This is a genomic window from Monashia sp. HAY1-5C, from assembly GCF_056755255.1.
This window is the reverse complement of sequence record NZ_JBPGXG010000004.1, coordinates 48,468-74,665: the sequence shown is the minus strand read 5'-3', so window position 1 is coordinate 74,665 and position 26,198 is coordinate 48,468. Positions and strand designations below refer to the sequence as shown.

Annotated in this window: 25 protein-coding genes; 7 read left to right on the top strand and 18 right to left on the bottom strand. The window is 73.4% G+C overall.

The window, feature by feature from the left end:
* Positions 1 to 188 precede the first annotated feature (188 nt).
* Positions 189 to 1,127, bottom strand: a complete 939-nt coding sequence (locus tag ACR9ZK_RS01420) for an AEC family transporter (RefSeq protein WP_481339267.1) — start codon at positions 1,125 to 1,127, stop codon at positions 189 to 191.
* A gap of 78 nt (positions 1,128 to 1,205) precedes the next feature.
* On the opposite strand from ACR9ZK_RS01420, the gene ACR9ZK_RS01415 reads away from it, so the two are divergent.
* Entirely contained in the window at positions 1,206 to 2,330 is a 1,125-nt protein-coding gene (locus tag ACR9ZK_RS01415; protein WP_481339265.1) for an LOG family protein, read from the top strand.
* A 139-nt stretch (positions 2,331 to 2,469) separates the two neighbouring features.
* Here the strand turns inward: ACR9ZK_RS01415 and ACR9ZK_RS01410 are convergent, their stop codons facing one another.
* Positions 2,470 to 4,416: a propionyl-CoA synthetase gene (locus ACR9ZK_RS01410; protein ID WP_481339263.1), complete on the bottom strand. Its 1,947-nt coding sequence runs from the start codon at positions 4,414 to 4,416 to the stop codon at positions 2,470 to 2,472.
* Between the two features lie 117 nt (positions 4,417 to 4,533).
* The gene (locus tag ACR9ZK_RS01405) at positions 4,534 to 5,004 is read right to left on the bottom strand and encodes a hypothetical protein (RefSeq protein ID WP_481339261.1); all 471 of its coding nucleotides are present in this window, start codon (positions 5,002 to 5,004) and stop codon (positions 4,534 to 4,536) included.
* Between the two features lie 208 nt (positions 5,005 to 5,212).
* On the opposite strand from ACR9ZK_RS01405, the gene ACR9ZK_RS01400 reads away from it, so the two are divergent.
* The 3 genes from ACR9ZK_RS01400 to ACR9ZK_RS01390 are packed head-to-tail and all read left to right on the top strand — an operon-like array spanning position 5,213 to position 6,407.
* Positions 5,213 to 5,446 carry a hypothetical protein gene (locus ACR9ZK_RS01400; RefSeq protein ID WP_481339256.1) on the top strand — a complete coding sequence of 78 codons (234 nt, stop codon included), beginning with the start codon at positions 5,213 to 5,215 and terminating at the stop codon, positions 5,444 to 5,446.
* The gene (locus ACR9ZK_RS01395) at positions 5,443 to 6,138 is read left to right on the top strand and encodes a sigma-70 family RNA polymerase sigma factor (protein ID WP_481339254.1); all 696 of its coding nucleotides are present in this window, start codon (positions 5,443 to 5,445) and stop codon (positions 6,136 to 6,138) included. The genes ACR9ZK_RS01400 and ACR9ZK_RS01395 overlap by 4 nt, the downstream gene beginning before the upstream one ends.
* Positions 6,135 to 6,407: a hypothetical protein gene (locus ACR9ZK_RS01390; RefSeq protein ID WP_481339252.1), complete on the top strand. Its 273-nt coding sequence runs from the start codon at positions 6,135 to 6,137 to the stop codon at positions 6,405 to 6,407. Before ACR9ZK_RS01395 ends, ACR9ZK_RS01390 begins: the two co-directional genes overlap by 4 nt.
* A gap of 16 nt (positions 6,408 to 6,423) precedes the next feature.
* Here ACR9ZK_RS01390 and rlmN read toward each other — a convergent pair whose 3' ends face one another.
* From rlmN to rpsB, 9 genes are all read right to left on the bottom strand, one after another.
* Positions 6,424 to 7,599, bottom strand: a complete 1,176-nt coding sequence (gene rlmN / locus ACR9ZK_RS01385; protein ID WP_481339250.1) for a dual-specificity RNA methyltransferase RlmN — start codon at positions 7,597 to 7,599, stop codon at positions 6,424 to 6,426.
* A gap of 44 nt (positions 7,600 to 7,643) precedes the next feature.
* Positions 7,644 to 8,612, bottom strand: a complete 969-nt coding sequence (locus ACR9ZK_RS01380) for a phosphatidate cytidylyltransferase (RefSeq protein ID WP_481339248.1) — start codon at positions 8,610 to 8,612, stop codon at positions 7,644 to 7,646.
* A 16-nt stretch (positions 8,613 to 8,628) separates the two neighbouring features.
* Complete coding sequence (gene frr / locus ACR9ZK_RS01375; protein ID WP_481339246.1) at positions 8,629 to 9,186, bottom strand: ribosome recycling factor; 558 nt, start codon at positions 9,184 to 9,186, stop codon at positions 8,629 to 8,631.
* A gap of 97 nt (positions 9,187 to 9,283) precedes the next feature.
* Entirely contained in the window at positions 9,284 to 10,012 is a 729-nt protein-coding gene (pyrH, locus tag ACR9ZK_RS01370; RefSeq protein WP_481339244.1) for a UMP kinase, read from the bottom strand.
* A 118-nt stretch (positions 10,013 to 10,130) separates the two neighbouring features.
* Entirely contained in the window at positions 10,131 to 11,258 is a 1,128-nt protein-coding gene (locus tag ACR9ZK_RS01365) for an aminotransferase class V-fold PLP-dependent enzyme (protein WP_481339242.1), read from the bottom strand.
* A 14-nt stretch (positions 11,259 to 11,272) separates the two neighbouring features.
* On the bottom strand, positions 11,273 to 13,969 hold the full coding sequence (locus ACR9ZK_RS01360; RefSeq protein WP_481339240.1) for a DUF4153 domain-containing protein: 2,697 nt from the start codon (positions 13,967 to 13,969) through the stop codon (positions 11,273 to 11,275).
* Positions 13,966 to 14,688 (bottom strand): response regulator, encoded by a 723-nt coding sequence (locus ACR9ZK_RS01355; RefSeq protein WP_481339239.1) that lies wholly within the window; start codon positions 14,686 to 14,688, stop codon positions 13,966 to 13,968. Before ACR9ZK_RS01355 ends, ACR9ZK_RS01360 begins: the two co-directional genes overlap by 4 nt.
* Before the next feature lie 194 nt (positions 14,689 to 14,882).
* A complete protein-coding gene (gene tsf, locus ACR9ZK_RS01350) occupies positions 14,883 to 15,713 on the bottom strand; it encodes a translation elongation factor Ts (protein WP_481339237.1) in 831 nt (276 codons plus the stop codon).
* Positions 15,714 to 15,770: 57 nt separating this feature from the next.
* On the bottom strand, positions 15,771 to 16,637 hold the full coding sequence (gene rpsB / locus ACR9ZK_RS01345) for a 30S ribosomal protein S2 (RefSeq protein WP_481339235.1): 867 nt from the start codon (positions 16,635 to 16,637) through the stop codon (positions 15,771 to 15,773).
* Between the two features lie 264 nt (positions 16,638 to 16,901).
* Between rpsB and ACR9ZK_RS01340 the strand changes: the two genes are divergently transcribed.
* The 3 genes from ACR9ZK_RS01340 to ACR9ZK_RS01330 all read left to right on the top strand — a co-directional run bounded on the left by ACR9ZK_RS01340 (position 16,902) and on the right by ACR9ZK_RS01330 (position 20,713).
* Positions 16,902 to 18,848, top strand: a complete 1,947-nt coding sequence (locus ACR9ZK_RS01340; RefSeq protein ID WP_481339233.1) for a DUF6541 family protein — start codon at positions 16,902 to 16,904, stop codon at positions 18,846 to 18,848.
* Positions 18,849 to 18,877: 29 nt separating this feature from the next.
* Entirely contained in the window at positions 18,878 to 20,038 is a 1,161-nt protein-coding gene (locus ACR9ZK_RS01335; RefSeq protein ID WP_481339231.1) for a pyridoxal phosphate-dependent aminotransferase, read from the top strand.
* Positions 20,039 to 20,149: 111 nt separating this feature from the next.
* Positions 20,150 to 20,713 carry a murein hydrolase activator EnvC family protein gene (locus tag ACR9ZK_RS01330; RefSeq protein WP_481339229.1) on the top strand — a complete coding sequence of 188 codons (564 nt, stop codon included), beginning with the start codon at positions 20,150 to 20,152 and terminating at the stop codon, positions 20,711 to 20,713.
* A 19-nt stretch (positions 20,714 to 20,732) separates the two neighbouring features.
* Here ACR9ZK_RS01330 and ACR9ZK_RS01325 read toward each other — a convergent pair whose 3' ends face one another.
* The 6 genes from ACR9ZK_RS01325 to ACR9ZK_RS01300 form a co-directional block, all read right to left on the bottom strand.
* The gene (locus tag ACR9ZK_RS01325) at positions 20,733 to 21,737 is read right to left on the bottom strand and encodes a tyrosine recombinase XerC (protein WP_481339227.1); all 1,005 of its coding nucleotides are present in this window, start codon (positions 21,735 to 21,737) and stop codon (positions 20,733 to 20,735) included.
* Positions 21,738 to 21,791: 54 nt separating this feature from the next.
* Positions 21,792 to 22,985: a DNA-processing protein DprA gene (dprA, locus tag ACR9ZK_RS01320; RefSeq protein ID WP_481339225.1), complete on the bottom strand. Its 1,194-nt coding sequence runs from the start codon at positions 22,983 to 22,985 to the stop codon at positions 21,792 to 21,794.
* A complete protein-coding gene (locus ACR9ZK_RS01315; RefSeq protein ID WP_481339223.1) occupies positions 22,982 to 24,541 on the bottom strand; it encodes a YifB family Mg chelatase-like AAA ATPase in 1,560 nt (519 codons plus the stop codon). Before ACR9ZK_RS01315 ends, dprA begins: the two co-directional genes overlap by 4 nt.
* Positions 24,541 to 24,906 carry a YraN family protein gene (locus tag ACR9ZK_RS01310; RefSeq protein WP_481339221.1) on the bottom strand — a complete coding sequence of 122 codons (366 nt, stop codon included), beginning with the start codon at positions 24,904 to 24,906 and terminating at the stop codon, positions 24,541 to 24,543. The genes ACR9ZK_RS01315 and ACR9ZK_RS01310 overlap by 1 nt, the downstream gene beginning before the upstream one ends.
* Before the next feature lie 145 nt (positions 24,907 to 25,051).
* The gene (locus tag ACR9ZK_RS01305; protein ID WP_076259797.1) at positions 25,052 to 25,372 is read right to left on the bottom strand and encodes a DUF2469 domain-containing protein; all 321 of its coding nucleotides are present in this window, start codon (positions 25,370 to 25,372) and stop codon (positions 25,052 to 25,054) included.
* Complete coding sequence (locus ACR9ZK_RS01300; protein WP_481339219.1) at positions 25,369 to 26,184, bottom strand: ribonuclease HII; 816 nt, start codon at positions 26,182 to 26,184, stop codon at positions 25,369 to 25,371. Before ACR9ZK_RS01300 ends, ACR9ZK_RS01305 begins: the two co-directional genes overlap by 4 nt.
* Positions 26,185 to 26,198 lie beyond the last annotated feature (14 nt).

Sequence of the window (26,198 nt, the reverse complement as noted above, 5' to 3'; positions counted from 1 at the left end):
TCCGTCGTCGGCAGCGTCAGATGTGTATAAGAGACAGGCAACACACCGAGCAGTCGCCAACACCGCACGGGTATTCCCGGGGTCCCTGGCAGCTGTTCGGTGTGTTGCACCGCCGGGGCGATCCGCGAGCCGGCCGGGGTCGGCGGCCGGGCGGTCGGGGCGCCGGGCGGTCCCGGCACGCCTGCTGGTCAGACGCCGGCGAGGCCGTGGAAGAGGGCCGCGATCGCGAGGATGACCGGGATCGAGGCGAACGTGCTGACGAAGATGACGTCGCGGGCGAGGTTGACCTCTCGGCGGTAGCGCACCGCGTACGTGAAGATGTTCTGGGCCGTCGGCAACGCGGCCGTGACGACGACGGCGAAGAGCGCGTCGCCACGCAGGCCCAGGGCCAGGCCGACGGCGAGTGCGACCGCCGGCATCAGCAGCACCTTGATGCCGACGATGGCCCACACGTGCTCTGCCGCCCCGCCCGTCGCCGGCCGCGGACCACGCCGCAGCGAGATGCCGAACGCGACGAGCATGGACGGCACGGCCATCCGTCCGAGCAGGTCGACGGGGTCGGCGACGACCCGCGGCAGGTGCACGTCGAACACCGCGATGAGCAGCCCGGCGACGGCGCCGAGCGTGATCGGGTTGCTGAACATCCGTCGCAGGGACCGCAGCAGCCTCGGCCGCTCGCCGCGGGCGTCGCTGTCGAACAGGGCCATGTAGACCGGCGTGATCACGAGCAGCTGCATGAGCAGCGTCGGGGCGACCCACGCGACGTCGCCGAGGACGTAGAGGGCGATGGGGATGCCGAGGTTGCCGGCGTTGACGTACGCGGCGGACAGGCTGCCGACGAGCCGGGACCCGAGCGTCCCTCCGGCCCAACGGAACCGGGCGATCGTCAGGTAGAGGACGACGACGACCGCGAAGCTGATGAGCGACGTGACGAGGTTGGCCGACAGGACGGCGTCGAGCGATGTGCGCTGCATGACGGTGAGCAGCAGCGCGGGCGAGGCGACGTGGAAGGCCAGCCGCGAGAGGGTGACCTGGGCGCCTTCGTCGAGGATGCGGCGGTCGGCGAGGAGCCAGCCGACCGCGACGATGACGGCGATCGTGGCGAAACCCTCGAGGACGGCGAGCACCTCGCGATCCTCGCAAACCCGGCGCCGGTGTCGGTGCCGCGTCCACGCCCGGAGCGACGGCCACGGCAGGATGACGCCATGGAGATCGAGAGCCTCGAGGCCCTGGACGACCACCTCGACGCCGGGTCGCCGCTCGGGGGGCTGCGCCTGCAGGGGCTCGACCTCACCGGCTACGCGCAGCGGTTCGCCGAGCACGCCGACCTGACCGGCCTGGTCGTGCTCGGCGGGACGGTGCCGATCGAGGTCACCGAGGTGCTGCTGCGCCGCGGCGCCATCGTGTTCCCCGGCATCGCCGACGCGCCCGTCGACCCGTGGCGCGGCCTGTACCGGCCCGAGGACCTCTACGCGGGGCTCGAGAGCGGCTACGACGCGACGCCCGACGCGCGGGCCTACCGCTGGTTCCGTGACGCCCGCCTGCGCACCGACGCCTACTGCACGCTCGTGCGGGCGATCCACGACGACACCGTGACCGACGAGCTCGACGAGCTGGTCGCGGGACGCTCGGTCGTCGGCGTCATGGGTGGCCACCGCGTCGAGCGCGGGACCGAGGCGTACGCGGCCGCGGCCCGGCTCGGGCACCGTCTGGCCGCCGACGGGCACGTCGTGGCCACCGGGGGCGGTCCGGGAGCGATGGAGGCGGTCAACCTCGGCGCGCTGTGCCGCGACGCCGCCGACCTCGACGATGCCCTGGGCCGGCTCGCCGCCGTGCCGACGTTCCGGCCGTCGGTCACCCACTGGGCGCGCCTCGCCCTCGCGGTGCGCAGCGACCTGCTGGGCGACGAGCCGGCCCTGCCGACGGAGTCGCTCGGGCCGACGGCCCGTTCGCTCGGGATCCCGACGTGGTTCTACGGGCACGAGCCGCCGAACGTCTTCTGCGACGCCGTGGCCAAGTACTTCTCCAACGCGATCCGCGAGGAGGGGCTGCTCGCCCGCAGCACGGCCGGCGTCGTCGTGCTCGGCGGTGCCGCCGGCACGGTGCAGGAGATCTTCCAGGCCGTGACGCCGCTGTACTACGCCCTCGACGACGCGCACCTGCCGCCGCTCGTGCTCGTCGGGCGCCGGCAGTGGTCGGTCGAGGTGCCGGTCTGGCCGACGCTGCACGCGCTCGCCGCCGACCGCCGGATGGCCGGCGCCGTGCACCTCGTCGACGACATCGAGGAGGTGCCGGATACCCTCGCCGCCGGTCCCGCCGCGGACACCTGACCGGAACCGCGCCACGGCGCGATTCTCGACCGCTCACGGCACGATCGGCCCGCCACAACCGCGCCACGGCGCGATTCTGGACCGCTCAGGGCACGATCGGCCTGCCACAACTGCGCCACGGCGCGGTTGTGGCGGGAGGTCACTCAGGCCGTTGGGCAGGGCCCGTGAGCACCGGGGCGAGGGCGTCGAGGACCGATGCGTCCTCGATCGTCGCCGGTACCACGGCGTCCTTGCCATCGGCCATCTCGCGCATCGTCTTGCGGAGGATCTTGCCCGAGCGGGTCTTGGGCAGCGCGGGCACGATGTCGACGCGGCGCAGCGCCGCGACGGGTCCGACCTCGGCCCGGACGCGGTCCACGAGCTCGCGCCGGATCCGCTCCCCCTCGACGTCGCCGTCGATGCCCGACTTGAGCACGACGAGGGCGCGCGGCACCTGCCCCTTGAGATCGTCGTGGACGCCGATGACGGCGCACTCCGCGACGGCCTCGTGCCCGGCGAGCGCCGCCTCGAGCGAGCCGGTGGACAGGCGGTGCCCGGCGACGTTGAGGACGTCGTCGGTGCGGCCCATGACGAACAGGTAGCCGTCCTCGTCGAGATAGCCGCCGTCGCCGGTGAGGTAGTACCCGGGGTAGGCCGACAGGTAGGACGACACGTACCGGTCGTCGTCGCGCCACAGCGTGGGCAGGGTTCCGGGCGGCATGGGCAGCCTGATGCAGATGGCGCCCTCCGTCCCGGCCGGCACCTCGTGCCCCTCGCCGTCGAGGACGCGGACGTCGTAGCCGGGCACCGCGACGGTCGGCGAGCCCGGCTTGATGGGCAGCAGCGCGATCCCCGTGGGGTTGGCGGCGATGGGCCAGCCGGTCTCGGTCTGCCACCAGTTGTCGACGACCGGGACACCGAGCGCCACCGAGGCCCACTCGTACGTGTCGGGGTCGAGCCGCTCGCCGGCGAGGAAGAGGGTGCGGAACCGGCGCAGGTCGTGCTCGGAGACCTTGGCCGCCGCGGAGTCCTCCTTCTTGATCGCCCGGAAGGCCGTCGGGGCGGTGAAGAGGCACACGGCGCCGTACTCGGCGATGACGCGCCAGAAGGCGCCGGCGTCGGGCGTCCCGACGGGCTTGCCCTCGTAGAGGACGGTCGTGGCGCCGGTGAGCAGCGGACCGTAGACGATGTAGGAGTGGCCGACGACCCAGCCGACGTCGCTGGCCGTGAACATCGTCTCGCCGGGACGGACGTCGTAGACGTGCTCCATCGACCAGCGCAGCGCGACCGCGTACCCGCCGCAGTCGCGGTAGATGCCCTTGGGCCGCCCCGTCGTGCCGGACGTGTAGAGGATGTAGAGCGGGTCGGTGGCCGCGACGGTGACGCAGTCGGCCGGCTCCGCGTCGGCGACGACCTCGTCCCAGGTCATCTCCTCCCACTCGGTGTCGCGCTCCCCCACCGCCGCCGGCCGCTGCTCGCGCTGCAGGACGACGACCGACTCCGGCTTGTGGCTGCTTCGGTCGAGGGCGGCGTCGAGCATCGGCTTGTACTCGACGACGCGGGAGGGCTCGATGCCGCAGCTGGCCGAGACGACGACCTTCGGCTCGGCGTCCTCGATGCGTGCCGCGAGCTCCTGCGGGGCGAAGCCGCCGAAGACGACCGAGTGCACGGCGCCGAGGCGGGCGCAGGCGAGCATCGCGACGACCGCCTCGGGCACCATCGGCATGTAGATGACGACGCGGTCGCCCTTCTCGACCCCGAGCCCGGCCAGCGCCCCGGCGAAGCGGGCGACCCGGTCGAGGAGGTCGGCGTACGTCAGGGTCGCCTTCGTCCCGGTGACGGGTGAGTCGTAGTGCAGCGCCGGCTGGTCGGCGCGTCCTGCGGCGACGTGCCGGTCGAGGGCGTTGTGGCACACGTTGAGCTCGGCGTCCGGGTACCAGCGGTAGAAGGGCGGCCGGGAGTCGTCGAGCACGCGCGTCGGCGGCGTGACCCAGTCGACGGCCCGGGCGGCCCGGGCCCAGAACCCCTCCGGGTCGCGCAGGCTCGACGCGTGCAGCTCGCGGTAGGCCTCGAAGGCGGACGTGGCATCGATGCCGTCGGTGGTCATGGCCTCACTGTGCCGTCGGGGTCGCCTCCGCGCCAGAGCCGGTGCGCCGAGGTGACCCTTGGGACGGACGAGCGGTCGTGACGCCGGGCACATCGCCGGCGCGCGACCGCAGCGGCGTCAGGACCGGGCGTGTCCCCGCGCCCACGGCAGGGGCCGCCGGTCGTAGGCGACGGCGAGGCGGCTCAGCGCGACCGCGGCCAGGAACAGCCCGAAGTCGCGCAGCGCGACGTCGTAGTAGCCCGGGATCAGCAGCAGGTTGACGATGATGCCCGCCAGCCACGCCGCGACGACGAGCGACCCGATCCGAGGCCACACCGCCACGACGACCCCGGCGACGATCTCGACGACACCGACCACGTACATGGTCTGGTGGACGCTGAACGGCGACAGGTGCGCGATCGGTGGGGCCAGGTACCGGTCCCAGTCGACGAGCAGGTGGGCGAACTTGTCGGCGCCGAAGATGATCGGCGCGACGGTGAACGCGGTCCGGAGGACGAGGAACGCCTGGCGGGCCGGATCCCGGCGTGCGGCGGCCGCTGTGGCGTCCCCGCTGCCGGGACGCGTCGGGATGGCGTGGGTGCTGGACATGGGCACTCCTTGGTTCTCGTATGAGGTGATGCACGGGCCCACGGCGTCGATGCCGTCCCGCCCCGTACGTGGGGCTCGGGGCACCGTTCGCCGCGACACCCTGTTGGTGTCGGGCCGGGGTGCGGGCCTTACCGCCGGTCCTCCGCGACCCCGTGGTGGAGCCCGGCCGGTCCGGTAAGACGGCCGCGTCGAGCGACACCAACCCGGTATGACCATCCATCCGACCCGTCGCCACCCGGGCTGCGGACCGGTGGGGCCGCCGGTCGACGTGACGACGTGGCGCCGGTGCCGCCTGCTCGAGGCCGGCTTCGACGCCGACCTCGCCGGCCGGCTGGCCGCGGACCGACGCGTCGACGTGCACGCCGTCCTGCAGCTCGTCGACCGAGGCTGCCCACCGGTCCTTGCCGCACGCATCCTCTCCCCGGAAGGATGGTCGTCGTGACGATCGCCGACCCGAACGGCGCCCTGCACCCGGCCGTCGACGCCGGGCGGTCACCCGGCGCGGTCCCGCGCCCGGTCCCGCGCCCGGTGTCCCGCGACTGGGTCGCCGACCTCACCGCTACCGGTCCTCGGCGTGACGAGGCCCTGCGCGAGCTGCACTCGTTCGTGCTCAAGGCCGCCCGCCACCAGGTGTGGCACCTGCGCGGCCAGCTGCCCCACGCCGGCGCGGCAACTCTCGAGGGAGTGGCGGAGTGTGCGGCCGACGACGCGCTCGTGGACGTGCTCGCCAAGCTCGACACGTTCGAGGGCCGCAGCCGTTTCACGACCTGGGCCTACAAGTTCGGCATCCTGCACGCCGCCAACGAGGTTCGCCGGCAGGCCTGGGCCACGCGCGAGGTCTGCCTGCCCGACGACGCGACGTGGGTCGATGCCGCCCCCGGTCCGGAGCACCACGCCGAGGCCGCCGACCTCGCTGCCGCCGTGGCATCGGCGCTCGCGCTCGCGCTCACGCCCTACCAGCGCCGGATCGCCGTGGCGCTGCTCGTCGACCACGTACCGATCGACGTCCTCGCCGAGCGGCTGGGCACGACGCGAGGCGCGCTCTACAAGACGCTGCACGTGGCCCGGTCGCGGATCCGGGACCACCTGACCGCCACCGGACACCTGACACCCGCCACCGGGGAGACACGATGACCTCCACACCACGGCGCCTCACGCCCGACGACGCCCGGGCGCTGAGCCTGGACACGGAGCCCTGGCTGTCGTGCGAGGACTGCTTCGACCTCGCCGACCGGTACGCCGAGGCTCTCGTCGAGCACCCGCAGACCCGGCAGCTGCCCGAGATGCTCGTGCACCTGCGCGGGTGCGCCGCCTGCGCCGAGGAGACCGAGTCGCTGATCCGGCTCGTCGCGTCCGACCTCGGGGTCGACCCCGCCGCGGCGCTGGCGCGGCTGCAGGAGTGACCCGGGGCCGTCCGACTCAGGCGGTGGCGGCGGCGAGCTGCCCGCAGGCGCCGTCGATGTCCTGACCGCGGGTGTCGCGGATCGTCGTCGGGACCCCGTGGGCCCGGAGACGCTCGACGAAGTTCTGCTCGACGCCGGGGCGCGAGGCGGTCCACTTCGAGCCCGGCGTCGGGTTGAGGGGGATCGGGTTGACGTGCACCCAGCCGCGTCCCCGCGCGGCGAGCTTCTCGCCGAGCAGGTCGGCCCGCCACCCCTGGTCGTTGATGTCGCGGATCAGGGCGTACTCGATGGAGACGCGTCGGCCGGTGGTCTGGAAGTAGCGGTAGGCCGCGTCGATGGCCTCGTCGACCTTCCACCGGGTGTTGATCGGCACGAGCTCGTCGCGCAGCTCGTCGTCGGGGGCGTGGAGCGAGAGCGCGAGCGTCACCGGGATGCCCTCGGCGGCGAGCTTGTCGATGCCCGGCACGAGCCCCACGGTCGACATCGTGATGCCGCGCGCCGACATGCCCAGGCCGTCCGGCGCCGCGTCGGTGAGGCGTCGGATGGCCCCGATGGCCGCCTTGTAGTTGGCGAGCGCCTCACCCATGCCCATGAAAACGACGTTGCTGACGCGCAGCGGGTGCTCGCGGTCCGCGTCGCCGCCGCCGGCCAGCTCGCCGCGGCGCAGCGCGCGGGCCGCCCACACGACCTGCTCGACGATCTCGGCCGCCGACATGTTGCGGGTCAGTCCCGCCTGGCCGGTGGCGCAGAACGGGCAGTTCATCCCGCACCCGGCCTGGCTCGAGATGCAGATGGTGACGCGCTTCGGGTAGCGCATGAGGACCGACTCGACGATGGCGCCGTCGTGCAGGCGCCAGGCGTACTTCAGGGTCTGCCCGTCGTCGGCGACGCGCTGCACGACCGGCGTCAGCAGGGTGGGCAGCAGGTCGGCGACGAGCTCGGACCGGACGCCCTTCGGCAGGTCGGTCATCTGCTCGGGGTCGTCGACGAGCCGCTCGAAGTAGTGCGTCGACAGCTGCCGGGCCCGGAACCCCTGGTGGCCGAGCGCGGCCACCGCATCCTTGCGCTCGGCCGGCGAGAGGTCGGCGAGGTGGCGCGGCGGCTTGCCGCGACGCGGGGCCCGGAAGGTCAGCTGGCCCGGCTCGGGGCGTGCGGTGGTGGGCTCGGGCAGGGGCACGGAGGTCTCGGTCATGACGACAGCCATTCTCGCAGGCCGAGTCAAAACGACCCAGCCGGTCAGGACGGCTGGGCGGCGAGCAGCGTCAGCACGGTCCACACCACGGGCGCGACGACGACGAGCGAGTCGAGGCGGTCCATGATGCCGCCGTGCCCCGGCAGGATGTTGGACATGTCCTTGATGCCGAGGTCGCGCTTGATGAGCGACTCCATGAGGTCACCGACGGTCGCCGCCACGGCCACCCCCACCCCGAGCAGCACGCCGATGACCCACGCGTGGCCGAGGAAGAAGTGGACGGTCAGCGAACCGCCGACGACGCACAGCACGACCGAGCCGGCGAAGCCCTCCCACGACTTCTTCGGGCTGATCGTCGGTGCCATGGGATGCCGGCCGAAGAGCACCCCCGCGGCGTAGCCGCCGACGTCGCTGCACACCGTCGTGATGAGGAAGACGAACATGCGCCCGACACCGTCCTCGGGCGCGAGGAGGAGGATGGCGAAGCCGACGAGGAACGTCGGGTAGGTGGCGACGAACACGCCTCCGAGCACGTCCCGCCCGGCGCCGTCGAGACGCCCGGTGCCGCGCCACAGCACCACGGCCAGACAGGTCAGCGCCCACGCGACGGTGAGCGCACCCGGGCCGTGGACGTACGCCGCCCACGCCATGCCCACCGCCCCGGCGAGCGCCGGCACGATCGGCGCCCGGACGCCGGCGTGCCGCAGGGCGCCGCGCATCTCCCAGATACCGACGCCCACCGCCAGCACGACGACGACGAGGAAGGACGGCTTCCACAGCGTCAGGGACGCGACGATGACGACACCGAGACCGAGGCCGACGCCGATCGCCGCCGGCAGGTCACGGCCCGCGCGGCTCGGGCGCTTCTCGATGACGTCGCCGGCGGGCAGGCCGGCGACGTCGTCGAGGGCGGGGTCGTAGGGCACGGGTTCGAGGAGCCCGTCGCCGCCGTCGGCCGGGTGCGCCGCGGACTGGCGGTCCGCGGGCTCCGACGGCGAGTCGGTCGTCATCATGGCTGGAGCCGCGAGGTCAGACCTCGAGCAGCTCGGCCTCCTTGGCCTTGACGAGACCGTCGACGAGGTCGGTGTGCTTCTTGGTCAGGCCGTCGAGCTCCTTCTCGGCGCGGGTGCCGTCGTCCTCGCCGACCTCGCCGTCCTTGACGAGCTTGTCGATGTCGGTCTTGGCCTTGCGGCGGATGTTGCGCACCGAGACGCGCGCGTCCTCGGCCTTGCCGTGGGCGAGCTTGATGTACTCGCGCCGGCGCTCCTCGGTCAGCTCCGGCATGACGCACCGGATCTGGTTGCCGTCGCTGCTCGGGTTGACACCCAGGTCCGAGTCGCGGATGGCCTTCTCGATCGCGTGCATGGCCGACTTGTCGAACGGGATGACGAGGATGGTGCGGGGCTCGGGGTTCTGGAACGAGGCGAGCTGCTGCAGCGGGGTCGGCGCGCCGTAGTACTCGACGGTGAGCTTGTTGAACAGGCCCGGGTTGGCCCGGCCGGTGCGGATGCCCGCGAAGTCCTCCTTGAGGACCTCGACGGCCTTGTCCATCTTCTCCTCGGCCTCGAACATCGTCTCTTCGATCATGGCGGTGTGGCTTCCTCGTCCCTCGTGAGCGGGTGGCTGGCGTGTCTGGGGATGGTCCGTGGCGTGGGCCGGCGCCGGCGGGGCGCAGCCCAGCCGGTCAGGCGTTGGTGACCAGCGTGCCGATCCTCTCACCGAGCAGGGCACGGGTGATGTTTCCGGCGCCTTCCATGCCGAAGACGACCATCGGCAGCTTGTTCTCCATGCAGAGGCTGAACGCAGCGGCGTCGACGATGCGCAGACCGTTCGCGAGGCCCTCCTCGAAGGTCAGCGTGTCGTACTTCGTCGCGGTGGGGTCGGTCTTCGGGTCGGCGGTGTAGACGCCGTCGACGCCGCTCTTGGCGATGAGGAGGGCGTCGCACTTGGTCTCGAGGGCACGCTGGGCGCTGACCGTGTCGGTGGAGAAGTACGGCATGCCGGCACCCGCGCCGAAGATGACGACACGGTTCTTCTCGAGGTGGCGGATGGCGCGCCGCGGGATGTACGGCTCGGCGACCTGCTGCATCGCGATCGCGGACTGGACGCGCGTCTCGATGCCCTCCTTCTCGAGGAAGTCCTGCAGGGCCAGGCAGTTCATGACGGTGCCGAGCATCCCCATGTAGTCGGCCCGGGTGCGGTCCATGCCGCGCTGCTGCAGCTCGGCACCGCGGAAGAAGTTCCCGCCGCCGATGACGACCGAGACCTGGACGCCGCCGCGCACGGCCTCGGCGATCTGCCTGGCGATCCCGGCGACGACGGCCGGGTCCAGACCGATGCGGCCACCCCCGAAGACCTCTCCGGAGAGCTTGAGGAGGACCCGGTGGAACGGGGTGGGGTGGGCGTCGGTCATGGGCGCGGGGCCTCCTCGGGGGATGCGTTCGCAGGGTCGGTCGATCTTTCCACATCCGATCCGCATCGACCGCATCGAGCCCTGACCCGGCCCGTCCGGACCCCTCGAAGGGGCGTCGTCAGGGCCGCACGATCGCCGGCAGCGCCTCGGCGAGCCGCGCGTAGTCGTCCTCGTCGTTGTACGGGGCGGCGGCCAGGCGCAGGTAGCCGCGTCCGCCGAAGGCGACGGGCGGCACGACGAAACCCGCCGCGTGCAGCGCCTGCCAGAGGGCCTCGGCGTGCTCGGTGGTCGTGGCCACCCCCTCCGGGAGGGCCACGAGGCGCAGGCACGGAGCCGACGGCAGGCCGCCGTGTGGAATCGCGGTGCCGAGGGCCACGCGAACGCGCTCGGCACCACGGACGAGCAGCTGCGCGTTGCGCTCCACCTGGTCCCAGCCGCCGAAGGCGTGCCAGGCTGCGAGGCCGTCGGGCACGGCCAACCAGGCCGAGTGGTCGACGGTGCCCTGCAGGTCGAACCGCTCGGGGAAGGGCAGGCCGTGGCTCCACGACGTCACGAGCGGACGCATCTGGTCGCGGTGCTCCGGCGCCACCCAGAGCGTCGCCGCGGCGCGAGGCGTGTAGGACCACTTGTGCAGGTTGCCGGCCCAGAACGCCACGCCGAGGGACTCGACGTCCGTGCCCGGGAGCGCCCCCGGGACGTGCGCGGCGTCGACGAGGACGGGGACCGGGGCGACCGCGGCCGCGACCTCGCGGACGGGCAGCACGAGCGCCGTCGGCGAGGTGATGTGGTCGATCATGACGAGCCGGGTCCGGCCGGTGACCGCGGCGGCGAGGGCCGCGACGACGTCGTCCGGCGCGGCGTCCACCGGGAAGGAGGCGGTGCGCAGACTCGCCCCCCGCGCCTGGGCGGACCAGCCGGCCGTGAGGTACCCGTGGTCGCTGACGACGACCTCGTCGCCGGGGCCGACGTCGAGCCCCTGCAGGACGACGCCGACGGCCTCGGTGACGTTGCGGACGAGGGCCGTGGAGTCCGGGGTCACCCCGACGAACGCGGCCGCCTCCCGCCGCGCGGCTGCCAGGGCGTCGGGCAGCTCGTCGCGGAAGGCCCGCATCGGGGCGCCCTCGATCCTGGCCCTGGCCCGGTCCTGGGCCTCGCGGACGGCCCGCGGAACCGCACCGAACGCGCCGTGGTTGAGGTGGGTCAGGGCCGGGTCGAGCTCGAAGCGCTCGGCGATGTCGCGACGCACCCGGCCATCCTGCCTCAGTGGTGCAGGCCCCTGGCCAGCAGGGCGGCGCACCTGGCTGCCTCCGCACCCGAGGGCGCCTGGACCGCCAGGGCCGCGGCCCGGGACCGTCCGAGGTTCCACGCGAGGGCGTCGTCACGAGCCGTCGGGTCGGGCTGCACGATGCACGACGCCACGGCCCTCGGCAGGCCCGCGACGATCGTCGGTGCCGCGTCCGGCCCCAGGGTCGACAGGTAGGCGGCGTCGAGCGCGCCGGTCACCGCGTAGCGGTCGAAGTTGCGCTGGGCGACCCACGCCTCCGGGTTGGCGAGGCCGCCGACGAGGACGAACGCGGCCATCGACATGAGCGCGGCGCGCGGCAGCCACCAGCCCTCGAGCCGGACACCGGCCACGACGACGAGCACGACGAGCAGCCCCAGCCACAGCTCGAACGCCACGACGAGCAGGCGCAGCACGGTGAAGCCGTAGGCCTGCTGGTAGAGGTCCAGGCGGTGCAGCGCCGACGCGACCACGACGAGCGTCAGGGCGCAGAGTGCACCGAGCACGACGCGCAGCAGGAGCCGGTCGCGAGCGCTCGCGCGGGGCGCCTTGCGCACGGCGATGGCGACGGTGACCAGCATGAGCAGCGTTGCGGCAGTGAGCTGCCCGAACCCCTGGTGGACGTAGTCGGCGTACGTCAGGCCGGTCGTGCGCTGGACGTAGTCGTGCCCGCCGAAGAGGGCCGCGGCCTGCGCCACGACGAAGGCCACGAACAGGAGGACGACGAGAGCGACCGGCACGACCCACTCCCAGAGCCGCGCCACGGGACGACCGGCGGGCAGGACGACCCGCCCGACCTGCGGCGGGTTGAGGGCGACATAGGTCGCTGCCAGCAGGGCCCCGCCCACGACGAACCCGACGAAGAACCGGACGACGAGGCCGTCCCAGGCGATCTGGGGCACCAGGTGGCCGGCCCACGACCCGAAGACGGCGTCACCGGAGGCGAACAGGCCGCCGAACACGACGAGCGCGACGAGCGAGAGGGCGGCGGTGCGCACGACGGGCCACAGGACCGTCACCCGGCTCGTGGCGGCGACGGTCCGTCCGAGGAGCGGCAGCCCTCGCAGGGCCGCGAGCGGCCACGACGCGACGCCGGCGACGATCGCCGGCAGCCCCCTGGCGGCGGTGAGTGCGGTGGCGGTCAGCACGACGCCGACGATGACGGCCAGGACCGTGAGCCACTCGGCGGCCCGGAGGACGGCGAGCGTGGCCAGCCCGGCGCCGACGACCGTCGTCGCGATGCCCCAGGGCGTGCGGCGCCGTTCGCTCGTGTGCCACAGGAGGGCGCCGCCGAGGAGCAGGACCACGCAGAACGCGACCCCGAGGTTGCGGTACGGCAGGAGGACCGCGGCGAGGACGCCGACCCCGAGGGAGGCGAGCAGCAGCCGGGTCTGTGGCCCCAGCCCGGTCTCGGGCCACAGGTCACCGAAGAGGGTGTCGACGAGCGGCCCGGGCGGCGACGCCGGCCGCGTCGCCACCGGAGCACCCGGTGCCCCGGCCGTGGACGGGACGGGAACGGACGACGACATGACGGTCTCCTTCGGACGTGGGTCTGGTTCGGGCGCAACGACATTCGGGTGACGAGGCAGGACGGCACGGACGCGGGCCCCGGGCCGCCCGGGGTCGGAGGGAAGCGCCGCGATCGACCCGCCGTGCAGCTCGCACACCCAGCTGGCGATGGCCAGACCGATGCCGGTCCCGCCGCCTGCGTCCTCGCCGGAACCGAACCGGTCGAAGACGCGCTCCGCGCGCTCCGGCGGGATCCCGGGCCCCTCGTCGGCCACCTCGAGCCACCAACGGTCGGCGCCCTCCTCGCCGGCGCGGACCGTGACGGTCCCGCCCTCGGGGCTGTGCCGCGCCGCGTTGTCGAGCAGGTTGGCCAGCACCTGAGCGAGCCGCGCCGGGTCAGCGGTCACCGTCAGGTCGGCCGGCTCGAGCGACACCTCGTGCCGCACGCGTCGCCCCTGCCCGAGCCCGCCCGGCGCGCCGACGCCGACCTCCCCCACCGCCCGTCGGACGAGGTCGGCGACGCGGACCGTCCCCAGGGTGAGACGGTCGGCTCCGCCGTCGAGGCGGCTGAGGTCGAGCAGGTCGCCAACGAGCGCCCCGAGCCGCTCGGCCTGGGCGAGCGCCGCGCGCAGGACGTCGTCGTCCGGTCGCACGACGCCGTCGACGAGGTTCTCCAGCAGCGCCTGCTGGGCCGCGAGCGGCGTGCGCAGCTCGTGCGACACGGTGGCGACGAGCTGCCGCCGCTGCTGGTCCGCGGACGCGAGGTCGCCAGCCATGGTGTTGAAGGCCTTGGCGAGCGTGCCGACCTCGTCGGAGGAGGACGCCGTGACGCGTCGGGAGTAGTCGCCGGTGGCCATCCGGGCGGCCGCGTCGGTCATCTCCCGCAGGGGCGAGGTCATCCCCCGCGCGAGCCACTGGGTGACGCCCAGGGCCGCGGCGACCGTGACCGGGAGCGTGAGCCAGCCGGGCACCCCCGACCGGTCACCGACCTCGGCCACGACGATGGCGGCCACGATGCTGGCCCCGACGAGCAGGCCCAGCTTGGCCTTGACCGAGCGGATGCCGTCGAGCGGCCGCTCGGGGTTCACCGGCGGGTGCCGGTGGACGTGAGGGTCGGCGGGCGGGGCGGCGGCCGGGCCGGTGGCCGGATCGGCGGGCGGCGTCACGGCTCGTCCACCCCGAGCGCGTACCCCACCCCGTGGACGGTGCGCACACGGTCCCCGCCGATCTTGGCCCGCAGGGCCTTGACGTGGCTGTCGAGCGTGCGGGTGCGGCCGGCGTCGGCCCACCCCCACACCTCCCGCATGAGCTCGTCGCGGGTGCGCACGACCCCGGGTTCGGCCCACAGCGCGAGGAGCAGGTCGAACTCGAGCGGAGTCAGGTGCACGTCGGCGCCGTCGACGGTGACGCGCCGGCTGCCGCGGTCGACCGAGAGCGCGCCGAGGACGAGCGGCCCCGGCAGCGCCGACGCCAGCTCGCGGGCGCGCTCGACGCGCCGCAGCAGCGCCCGGACCCGGGCGACGACCTCGCGCATCCGGAACGGCTTGGTCACGTAGTCGTCGGCGCCGACGCCGAGGCCGACGAGCAGGTCCGTCTCGTCGGCACGGGCCGTCAGCATGAGGACGGGTACGGGCCGCTGGGCCTGGATGCGGCGGCACACCTCGAGCCCGTCGAAGCCCGGGAGCATGAGGTCGAGGAGCACGAGGTCGGGCCGGTGCTCCTCGTGGTGCGCCACGGCGCTGGGCCCGTCGTGGGCCTGCACGACCCGGAACCCCTCCGCCACGAGCCGGTCGGTCAGGGCCTGGTTGATCGTCGGGTCGTCCTCGACGACGAGCAGCGTCGCCCCCGCGGTCGCGACCGGCGGCGCATCGTTCCCCTGGCTCATGCCCCTGACTCTAGGAGCGGGCCCGCGGGTGGCGTCGGTGCGACGTGTGGAGATCCTGTGAAGGTCACCGTCGCCCGTGGGCCCTGGGCCGTGGACGGAGCCCCCGGACAGACCGATGCCGGCCGCCCCTCGTGGGGCGACCGGCATCGGTCGGTGCGCCGGCGGCGGGCGCCGGGCGGGTCGTCAGGCGGACGTCACTGACCCACGCGGAAGCGGGCGAAGGACGTCGCGGACGCGCCGGCCTCCTCGAGGACCTTGCCGACGGACTTCTTGGCGTCCTTGGCGAACGGCTGCTCGAGCAGGACGTTCTCCTTGAAGAAGCCGTTGACGCGACCCTCGACGATCTTCGGGAGGGCGCCCTCGGGCTTGCCCTCCTCGCGGGCCGTGGCCTCGGCGACGCGGCGCTCGTTCTCGACCGTCTCGGCCGCGACCTCGTCCCGCGTGAGGACGGTCGGGCTGAAGGCCGCGACGTGCATCGCGACGTCCCGCCCGACCTGGTCGTCGCCACCCTCGATCGCGACGAGGACGCCGATCTGCGCGGGCAGGTCGGGGCTCGTCTTGTGGAGGTAGGCCGCGACGTTGGCACCCTCGATGCGGGCGACGCGCTTGATCTCGATCTTCTCGCCGATCGTCGCGTTCGCGTCGTCGAGCAGCTGCTGGACGGTGCGACCGTCGGGCGTCGTGCTCGCGAGGAGCTCCTCGGCGCTCGAGGCCTTGGCCGCGACGGCCTGCTCGAGCACCTCGTCGGCGAGGGCGATGAACTTCTCGCCCTTGGCGACGAAGTCGGTCTCGCAGAGGACCTCGACGAGGGTGCCGACGCCGTCCTCGGCCTTGGCGGTCACGAGGCCGTTGGAGGTCGTGCGACCCTCGCGCTTCGTGACGCCCTTGAGGCCCTTGACGCGCAGGATCTCGACGGCCTTGGCGCGGTCGCCCTCGGCCTCGTCGAGCGCCTTCTTGACGTCCATCATGCCGGCGCCGGTCTGCTCGCGCAGGGCCTTGATGTCAGCGGCGGTGTAGTTCGCCATGCTCTGTATCGCTCTTTTCGTCAGTGGGATTCGACTGGATGGCGGTCCCGAGCAGGCTCAGGCCTGCTCGGCGACGGCCTCGGCCGGGACCTCGGCGGGCGCGTCGGCGGGCGCCTCGGTGGCTGCCTCGGCCGGGGCCTCGGCGGCGTCGGCCGCAGCGGCGTCCGCGTAGAGCTCGCGCTCCCACTCGGCCAGGGGCTCCTCGGCCTGGGCGTCGCCACCGGACTTGCCGGACGAGCGCTGGACCAGGCCGTCGGCGACCGCGTCGGCCACGACGCGCGTCAGCAGCGTGACGGAGCGGATCGCGTCGTCGTTGCCGGGGATCTTGTAGTCGACCTCGTCGGGGTCGCAGTTCGTGTCGAGGATCGCGATGACCGGCAGGCCGAGCTTGCGCGCCTCGTCGACGGCGAGGTGCTCCTTCTTCGTGTCGACGATCCACACGGCCGAGGGGACCTTGGACATCGAGCGGATGCCGCCGAGCGTCTTCTCGAGCTTGTCCTTCTCGCGCTTGAGGATGAGCAGCTCCTTCTTCGTGTAGCCCGAGCCGGCCACGTCGTCGAAGTTCAGCTCCTCGAGCTCCTTGAGGCGCGTGAGGCGCTTGGAGATCGTCTGGAAGTTGGTGAGCATGCCACCGAGCCAGCGGTGGTTGACGTACGGCATGCCGACGCGCGTCGCCTGCTCGGCGATCGGCTCCTGGGCCTGCTTCTTCGTGCCGACGAAGAGGATCGTGCCGCCGTGGGCCACGGTCTCCTTGACGAAGTCGTACGCGTTGTTGATGTACGTCAGCGACTGCTGCAGGTCGATGATGTAGATGCCGTTGCGCTCCGTCATGATGAAGCGCTTCATCTTGGGGTTCCAGCGACGGGTCTGGTGCCCGAAGTGGACGCCGCTCTCGAGGAGCTGGCGCATGGTGACGACGGCCATGCCGTGTCCTCCTTGTGTGTGTGTTGTCAGTTGTCAGGCGGCGACGCGTCCGACCGGGGTCTCCCCGGCCCTCCACGAACCGCACTCCTGGCGCCTTGACCCGTCCCGCCCGACGTGGTCGGGACTGCCGTGACGTGCCCCGGGCGTGAGCCCGGACGAAGACGCGCGAATTCGGTCGCGTGTGCGGGCACACGTGACCGCCGACAATCGTACGGCCTGACCCGGGTTGCGGGGAAATCGCGCGGACGGGCGAGAATGACCGCCATGGCGAACTCGACGGGTTGGGACAGCTGGTTCCAGACGATCCCGGTCCTCGTCGTCCTGACCGCCGTCCTCGTCGTGCCGGGCTGGCTCGTCGTGCGGGCCCTCGGCACCCGCGGCATGGAGGCCTTCGCGGTGGCCCCGGCCGTGTCGGTCACCGTCGTCGCCGTCGCCACCACGGTGGTCCAGCGCGTCGGCATCCGGTGGGGGCTGCTCCCCCTCCTCGCCGTCGCCGTCGTCGCGGCAGGGGCGGCGTGGGTCGTCGCAGGCGTCGCGCGCCGCGTCCTGCGCCGGGCGGGGCGACCGGAGCCCGACGTGGGGGCGGCCCGGCGCGTTCTCGGGCGGCCACACCCCGATGCCGTCGTGGCCCTCGTCATCGGTGTCGTCATCGCGCTCGTGACGATCCTGCCGGCCATCGGACGCCCGGACGAGCTCGTCGACAGCCCCGATGCCGTCTACCACCTCGACCGCATCCGGCTGTTCCTCGAGACCGGCAACTTCTCGGTCGCCAACCCGACGTTCTACCCCAACGGTTTCCACTCCTGGATCGCGACCGCGCTGCTGCCGTGGGGCGGAGCCCACGTCCTGGCCGGCACCAACGCGGCGACCGTCGTGCTGGCCGCGTTCGTGTGGCCGCTCGGCTGTGTCGCCCTCGTGCGGCATGCGCTCGGAACCTCGCGGCTCGTCACGTACGCGGCCGGCTTCGCGTCCGCCGCGTTCGTCTCCTTCCCCACGATCCTGCTCGGCTGGGGCGTGCTGTGGCCCAACCTCATGGCCAACGCCCTCACGCCCGGTGCGCTCGCCCTCATGCTCCAGGCGGCCCGGTCCCGGCGCGTCGGCCAGTGGCTCGGGTTCGCCGTGGCCCTGCCCGGGCTGGCGCTCGTGCAGCCCAACGCGCTCGTGGCGCTCGTCGTCTTCGCGCTCGTGTGGTTCGTCACGGCGCGGCTGCGCGCCGGATGGCTCGGCCATGCCTCGTGGTGGACCGTGACGCGTGACCTCGTCGTCGTCGCCGCGGTCGGCGTGGGCGGGCTCGTCGTGGCACCGACGGTGTCGGCGCGGCTGGCGTCGACGCAGTCCTACGAGTGGACGGGGCGCGTGTCGGTCTGGACGGCCCTCGTCGAGGTCGTCGGCGGACGGCTGCAGATCTCCGTGGTGCTCTGGGGGCTCCTGCTGCTCATCGTGCTCGGCATCGGGTGGATCCTGCTGCGCGCGCGTGCGGCGATCCCCGTCGTCGCCATGTGGCTGGCCGCCGTCGCGCTCTACGTCATGGCGGCCTCGTCGACCGCCACGTGGACCGCGCTCATCACCGGATACTGGTACAACGACAAGGTCCGGCTCGCGTCGCTCGCGGCCGTGCCCGGCGTCGTCCTCGTCGCGGCGGCGGCACCCGCCTTGCGGGTGCTCCTGCTGCGGCTGCCGGTGGTGCGCACGCGACCGGCCCTCGCCGCCCTGGTGGCGATCGCGCTCCTGCCCCTGCTCACGGTCGTCTGGAGCGCGCACACCCGTGGGCAGATGCTCGCCGGGTTCTTCCGACCGGGCGAGGCGAGGAAGGTCATCCTGTCCTTCGAGGCCCAGGACGCGCTGCGCAGCCTCGCGGCCGACATCCCCGCAGGGCAGGGCGTCGTCGGCCGGCCGGAGAACGGCTCGCCGCTCATGTTCGCCCTCTTCGGCACGAACACGCTCTACCGGTCCCTGCCCATCCCGACGACGGGCGACGAGATCGTCATCGGGACCGGCTTCGACGACCTCGAGCACCGCCCGGACGTGTGCGCCGCCCTCGCCCGGCACGACATCCGCTGGGCCATCGGCTCCCCGCACGTGTACTGGCTCGACCTGCCCGAGCGCACCTCGGGCCTCACCGACCTCGATGCCAACCCCGGCGTCGAGAAGGTGCGCACCGTCGGCGACTACACGCTGTACCGCGTCACCGCCTGCGGCCTCGGCTCCTGACCACCACGGCGCTGGGTAGGGTCGGGCGCATGGGCTCACCGCTGATCTCCCGCATGACGCCGTTCGGTACGACGATCTTCGCGGAGATGTCGGCGCTGGCCGTTCGCACCGGCGCCATCAACCTCGGGCAGGGCTTTCCCGACACCGACGGTCCCCGCGAGATGCTCGACGCGGCGAAGGCCGCCATCGACGGCGGGCGCAACCAGTACCCGCCCGGCCCGGGCGTGCCCGAGCTGCTCGATGCCGTCGCTGCCCACCAGGAGCGCTTCTACGGGCTACGGGTCGACCCGGCCTCCGAGGTGCTCGTCACGGCCGGTGCCACCGAGGCGATCGCGGCGGTCGTGCTCGCCCTCTGCGAGCCCGGGGACGAGGTCGTCACCTTCGAGCCGTACTACGACTCGTACGCCGCCACGATCGCCCTTGCCGGCGCGACGCGTCGGACCTCGGTCCTGCGCTTCCCCGACTTCGCGGTCGACGAGGCGTCGCTGCGATCCGCGTTCTCGGCCCGCACCCGGCTCGTGCTGCTCAACACGCCGCACAACCCGACGGGAAAGGTGTTCACGCGCGCCGAGCTCGAGCTCATCGCCTCGCTCGCGCGCGAGCACGACGCCTGGGTCGTCACCGACGAGGTGTACGAGCACCTCGTCTTCGACGGCGCCGAACACGTGCCGATGGCGACGCTGCCCGGCATGGCCGAGCGGACCATCACCATCAGCTCCGGGGGCAAGACGTTCTCCGCCACCGGCTGGAAGGTCGGCTGGCTCACCGGACCGGCCGCGGCCGTGGCGGCCGCACGCACCGTCAAGCAGTTCCTCACGTTCGTCGCGTCCGGTCCCTTCCAGCCCGCCGTCGCGGTGGCCCTCGGCCTCGGTGACGACGTCTACGCCTCGCTGCGGGAGTCGCTGCAGACCAAGCGCGACCTGCTCTGCTCTGCCCTGGCCGAGTCGGGCCTCGCAGTGGCCCGACCTGGCGGCACGTACTTCGTCATCGCGGACGCCGCTCCGCTGGGGGCTGTCGACGGACTGGAGTTCGCCCGACGCCTCCCCGACCTCGCCGGCGTCGTCGGCGTGCCGGTCTCGGTGTTCCACGACGACGCGGACGCAGCCCGGACGCTGATCCGGTTCGCCTTCTGCAAGAAGGACGAGGTGCTCCGCGAGGCCAGCCGCCGACTCGCCGCCGCCGGTCACTGACCGCACCACCAGCCCCGCCGGCCGTCCACACCTACCTGCCGGGCGGGACGTCGTCCACAGCCCGGCTCTCGGCGCCTGGGCGCCGGCCGGTGCGCTGCCGAGGATGGAGGCATGGCCCTCGGTTCTGCACTGTCCGCGCTCGTGGCCGGCGTCGCTGTCGGCGCGGCCTCCCTGGGTGCGGCACCCTGGGCGGCCCCACCGCCTCCGACCCGCTCGGCCGCCACGTCGGCCCCCGCACCGGCGGCAACCGCGCCCGTTCGCCAGGGCCCGTGGTCCTGGCCGCTGCACCCTGATCCCGTCGTCGAGCGCCGCTTCGACCCGCCCGAGGAGCCATGGGGCGCCGGTCATCGCGGCGTCGACCTCGCAGCGACGGTCGGGCAGCCCGTGCGGTCCCCCGAGGCCGGAACCGTGACGTGGGCCGGCGTGCTGGCCGGGCGGGGCGTCGTCGTCGTGTCCCACTCCGGTGGTCTGCGCAGCACCTTCGAGCCGGTCGCGGCCACGGTCGGGGTCGGAGGGGCCGTCGCTCGCGGCGAGCGGGTCGGCACGGTGACCGCCGCGCCCGGGCACTGCTCGCCACGGACGTGCCTGCACTGGGGCGTGCTGCGCGGTCGGCAGTACCTCGACCCGGTGGCCTTCGTCGGCCGGGCGCCCATCGTCCTGCTTCCCCTCGGCTGAGGGGGCGGTCGGACGCCGGTCACGCTCGGGGATGGGCCTGTTCGTAGCTGCGCCGGAGCCGGTCCACCGACACGTGCGTGTAGATCTGCGTGGTGGCCAGGCTGGCGTGGCCCAGGATCTCCTGCACCATGCGCAGATCGGCGCCACCCTCGAGCAGGTGCGTGGCAGCGCTGTGCCGCAGGCCGTGCGGGCCGAGGTCCGGGGCCTCGGGAAGGTGCGAGAGCAGCTCGTGGACGACGCTGCGCACCTGCCGAGCATCGACGCGCCGCCCGCGGCGGCCGAGGAACAGGGCCGGCCCCGAGCGCTCGCCGGCGAGCCTCGGGCGGACGGTCAGCCATGCCTCGAGGGCGCTCGCTGCGGGCGCCCCGAACGGGACGATGCGTTCCTTCGCGCCCTTGCCCAGGACCCGGACCGTTCCCTGACCGAGGTCGAGGTCGTCCACGTCCAGGGCGGCGAGCTCACCGACCCGGATCCCGCTGGCGTACAGCAGCTCCAGCACGGCACGGTCGCGGACGTGGATCGGGTCCTCGTCGTCGGCGCGGGTCGCGGCCAGGCTCAGCAGCTGGCTCGCCTCGCCCTGCTTGAGGACACCGGGCAGCGAGGACGTGCGTTTGGGAGCGACCAGCCGGACCGACGGGTCCGACGGGATCCGACCGGTGTGCTCGGCCCACCGGAGGAACGTGCGGGCGGCGGCGGCCCTGCGGGCGATCGTGGCGCGCGCGGCGCCACCGTCCGCCTGCTCGCCGAGCCAGCCACGCAGGTCACCGATCCGCAGCTCGGCGACGTCGGTGACGCCCCGAGCTGCCGCGAAGCCCAGCAGGTGGCGGACGTCGCCCAGATAGGCCCGACGGGTGTGGACCGAGCGGCCCCTCTCGGCTCCGAGGTGGCGGGAGAAGGCGTGGAGCACCTCACCGTGCAGCTCCTCGACCGAGGCCACCGACGGCGGACCCTCGTCGCCACGCGGCGCCGAAGGCGTGACGGTGCCGTCGTCGCCTGCCGCGGTCCCGGCGGTCACACCCGTCACTCCGGCACCATGACGCATCAGCGGCCGCTCCGCAAGCGACGCGTCGGGGCGCGCTCACTCGGCGGCCCGGACCCGGCGGGGCGGTGTGGGGGTCTTGCGCCACGTGCCGGCCTCACCGATGACGAGCCCGGCGTCCTCGAGCCGGGCCAGCGCAGCCCGGACCGACAGCGGTGCCCGCGCGGCCTCGCGCGAGATGACGTCGAGCGGGACCGGACGGCGGTACGGCACGGCCTCGAGCACCGCCTTGTCCTCCGGTGCGAGCCGGTCGACCTCGGTGTCGCCGGCGCGCGGCTCGTCGCACGCGTCCGCCCCGATCGTGCCGACGAGGTCGATGACCTCGTCGACGGAGGTGACGAGGACCGCTCGCCCCTTCCGGATCTCCTGGTGGCACCCGGCCGACGTCATGGAGGTGACCGGGCCCGGTACGGCACCGACGGGACGTGCGAGTCCTTCGGCGTGCGTGACGGTGTTGCGCGAGCCGGACCTCAGGTCCGCCTCGACGACGATGGTCCCCCGGGTCAACGCCGCGATCAGGCGGTTGCGGGACAGGAACCGCGACTTCATCGGCGCGGCGCCCGGTGCGGCTTCCGACACGACCAGTCCCTCGGCTGCGACCCGCCGCAGCAGCGCCGCGTTGGCCACCGGGTAGAGACGGTCCACGCCGCCGGCGACGACGGCCACGGTGGAGCCGCCGACGGCGAGCGCCCCTCGGTGGGCGGCCGCGTCGATGCCGAGGGCAGCACCCGACACGACCGTCCACCGACGACGGGCGAGCCCCGAGGCGAGGTCGGTGGTGACGTGCTCTCCGTACGCGGTGTTGGCCCGCGCCCCGACGACCGCGACGGAACGCTCGCACACGTCCACCAGGTCGAGGGGGCCGACGACCCAGAGGCACCACGGCGGGATCGGCAGCTCGTCGAGCCGCTCGGACCACTCCGGGTCACCCGGCACGACCAGGCGCGCGCCGACCTTCGAGGCCACCTCGAGGTCACGAGAGACGTCGAGCGCGCGGACCCGGCCGGCGAACCGGGCCAGGGTGCCGGAACCCGAGCGCACCCGCTGCATCGCCTCCACGGGCCCGAGTGTGTGCACCAGCACCGCGACCTCTGCGTCACACGGTTCCACGACCCGGGACAGGGCCGCGCGTGCCCGACGTTCCTCCTCGGAGGCCGGGACGCTGCCGGGCCGGACGTCGTCCGGTTCGGGGTCCGGGCCGTCCACGGGCAGCTGCGGCTGCATGGCGCTCATGCCGCGGCCACCGACTGCCGCCGCAGCGACAGTGCCAGCTCCACCTCGTCGCCACCGGGGCGTTGCAGGCCGGAGAGGTCGCCCACCGTCCACGCGCACCGCAACGTGCGGTCGTAGCCGCGGAGGCTGATGCCACCGGACTCGAGGGCGCGGTCGAGGCGGGCGGTGACCGACGGGGGCAGCCGCCAGGGCCCCTCGCGCAGCACCGAGCCGGGCACGTCGGCGTTGAGCGAGCGTCCGGGCACGCGGTCGGACCAGCGGGCCCGTTGCACGTCCCTGGCCTGGGCGACGCGGGCGGCAACGGCCGTGCTTCGCTCGCCCGGCGGCTGCCCCACCATCGACAACGCCGGCGGCTGGACATGCACCTGGAGGTCGACGCGATCGAGCAGTGGCCCGCTGATCTTGCCGAAGTAGGCGCGACGGGCCATCGGGGTGCACGTGCAGTCGAGGCCCTTGCCCCAGCCGTGGCCGCACGGACACGGGTTGGCGGCCAGGACGAGCTGGAACCGGGACGGGAACACCACGTGGTCGTGGGCCCGTGCGATCGCGACGACACCGCGTTCCAGCGGTGTGCGCAGCGCCTGCAGGACGTGCTTGTCGAACTCGGGCGTCTCGTCGAGGAACAGCACGCCGTGGTGGGCCCGCGTGATGGCGCCCGGCTGGATGCGACCGCTGCCGCCGCCGATGACCGCCGCCTGCGACGCACCGTGGTGCGGCGCCACGAACGGTGGGCGCGTGATGAGCCGCGCCGCCACGGCGTCCTCGTCGTGGAAGCCACCGACGACGGAGTGGATGGCCGTGACCTCCATGGACTCTGCTGCGCCGAGGGGCGGCAGGATGCCGGGGAGCCGTTCTGCGAGCATCGTCTTGCCGGCGCCCGGAGGACCGGCGAGGAGCAGGTGGTGTCCGCCGGCAGCGGCGATCTCGAGGGCGAGCTTGGCCTCGGCCTGCCCGACGACGTCGCAGAGGTCCTTGACCTCCTCCTCGAGGGCGGGCGGCGGGTCGGGCACGGTGACCTCCTCGACCGGGCGGCCGCGCTGGAGCGCCGTGTAGCGCCGCACGAGCTCGGTGACCTCGGCCGCGGGGTGCACCCGGATGCCCGGCACGAGCCTCGCCTCGGCGGCGTTGGCGACCGGGACGACGACGTGCCGGGCCCCGGACTGCGCCGCAGCGTGCACGAGCGGGAGCACGCCCGGCACCGGGCGGACCGTACCGTCCAGACCGACCTCGCCGACGTGGACGACGGAGCGCACGACCTCGGGCGGGATCTTGCCGAGAGCCGCCGCGACCGCGACGAAGATCGCCAGGTCGAACCCGGTGCCGACCTTGCGCTCGCCCGCCGGCGAGAGGTTGACGATGACGCGTCGCTGGGTGACGGGCATGTCCTGGACGAGGGAGGCGGCGGCCTTGATGCGGTCGGCCGACTGCCCGACCGCGGAGTCGCCCAGACCGCTGATGGAGAACCCGGGCAGCCCGGGAGCGACGTGCGCCTCGACCCGGACGAGGAAGCCGCGCACGCCGCGCAGCCCGACGGCACGGGTGCGTCCCAGGCCCATCAGCACACCCCCTGCAGGTGCTGGAGCCGGGGACGGGTGTCGGAGGCCCAGAGGATCGACACGACGTCGATGCGCAGCGGCCCGGCGACCGGGTGGTCGGGGTGCGCGTCGCGCCAGAGGCCTGCCAGCTGACGGAGTCTGCGCTGCTTGCGCCAGGTCACGGCCTCGAACGGCGCCCCGAACACCTCGCTGGTGCGGGTCTTGACCTCGCACACGACGAGGCAGCCACGGTCGGCGGCGACGATGTCGATCTCGCCGCGCACGCAGCGCCAGTTGCGGTCGAGGATGGTCAGGCCGTGCTCGGCGAGGTAGCGCGCGGCGAGCCGCTCGCCGTAGTCACCGAGGACGCGGGTCGGGAGGTCCATACCGACCACTGTCGGCGGTCTGCGCGGCAGCGGACCAGGGACCGCCGCCGGCCTGTGGACGACGGGCGCCGGAGAAGGGGGATGTGGACGGCGTCCGCCCTGCGCCGGCGGGACACGGGCCCGAGCGACGTCGGGACGGGCGGCGTCAGGAGAAGTCGCCGGACTCCGGGAGCTTGATGTCGGGCTTGGGCAGCTCCTCGATGTTGACGTCCTTGAACGTCACGACGCGCACGTTCTTGACGAAGCGCGCAGGCCGGTAGATGTCCCACACCCACGCGTCGGACATCGTCACGTCGAAGAACACCTCACCGCCGTCGGTGCGCACCTTCACGTCGACGGAGTTGGCCAGGTAGAAGCGGCGCTCGGTCTCGACGACGTGGGTGAAGAGGCCGACGACGTCGCGGTACTCCTTGTAGAGCTGCAGCTCCATCTCGGTCTCGTACTTCTCGAGGTCTTCCGAGCTCACGTGATCGCCGCTCCTGTCTGCTCGTGCTGCTCGTGCAGCTGGCGCTGTCCCTGCTGGCCCTGGCCGTCGGCCACCAGCGGCGGCAGCGACGCGTCGGTCATCTCATTCAACACCTCGAGCGCGGGGTCGTCTCCCACCCCGGGCAGACGCCACGAGCGCCGGTGCAGGTCACACGGCCCCACCCTGGTCAGGGCCTCGAGGTGCTCGGGTGCCGCGTAGCCCTTGTTGAGGTTCCAGCCGTACTCGGGGTGCACGTCGGCCAGGCCGACCATCATCGTGTCGCGCTCGACCTTGGCGAGCACGCTCGCGGCCGCGACGGACGAGCACTTGAGGTCGGCCTTGACCATCGTCGTCACCGGAGGCGTCGAGGGTCCCGTGGCGTCGCCGGCGAAGGCGAGCAGGCCGACCTCGCCCGGAGCCGTGAGCCAGTCGTGGTTGCCGTCGAGGATGACGAGGTCGGGCACGACGTCGATGGCGGCGAGGGCGCGGGTGCCCGCAAGGCGCAGCGCCGCCATGATGCCGATGGCGTCGATCTCGTCGGCCGACGCGTGCCCGACGGCGTAGGCGACGGCCCACCGCTGGATCCGCGGCACCAGGCCGACGCGGGCCTTCTCGGTGAGCAGCTTGGAGTCCTTGACCCCGGTGGGGGCGGTGCGGACGGTCTCGTCGATGACGACGACGCCGACGGTGACGGGCCCGGCGAGCGCGCCGCGCCCGACCTCGTCCATCCCGGCGAGGAGGCGGTGGCCGGATCGCTGTAGCGCACGCTCCACGCGGAGCGAGGGCTTCTTGGAGGGGGCGGGTCGGGGCATCTTCAGTCTGTCCG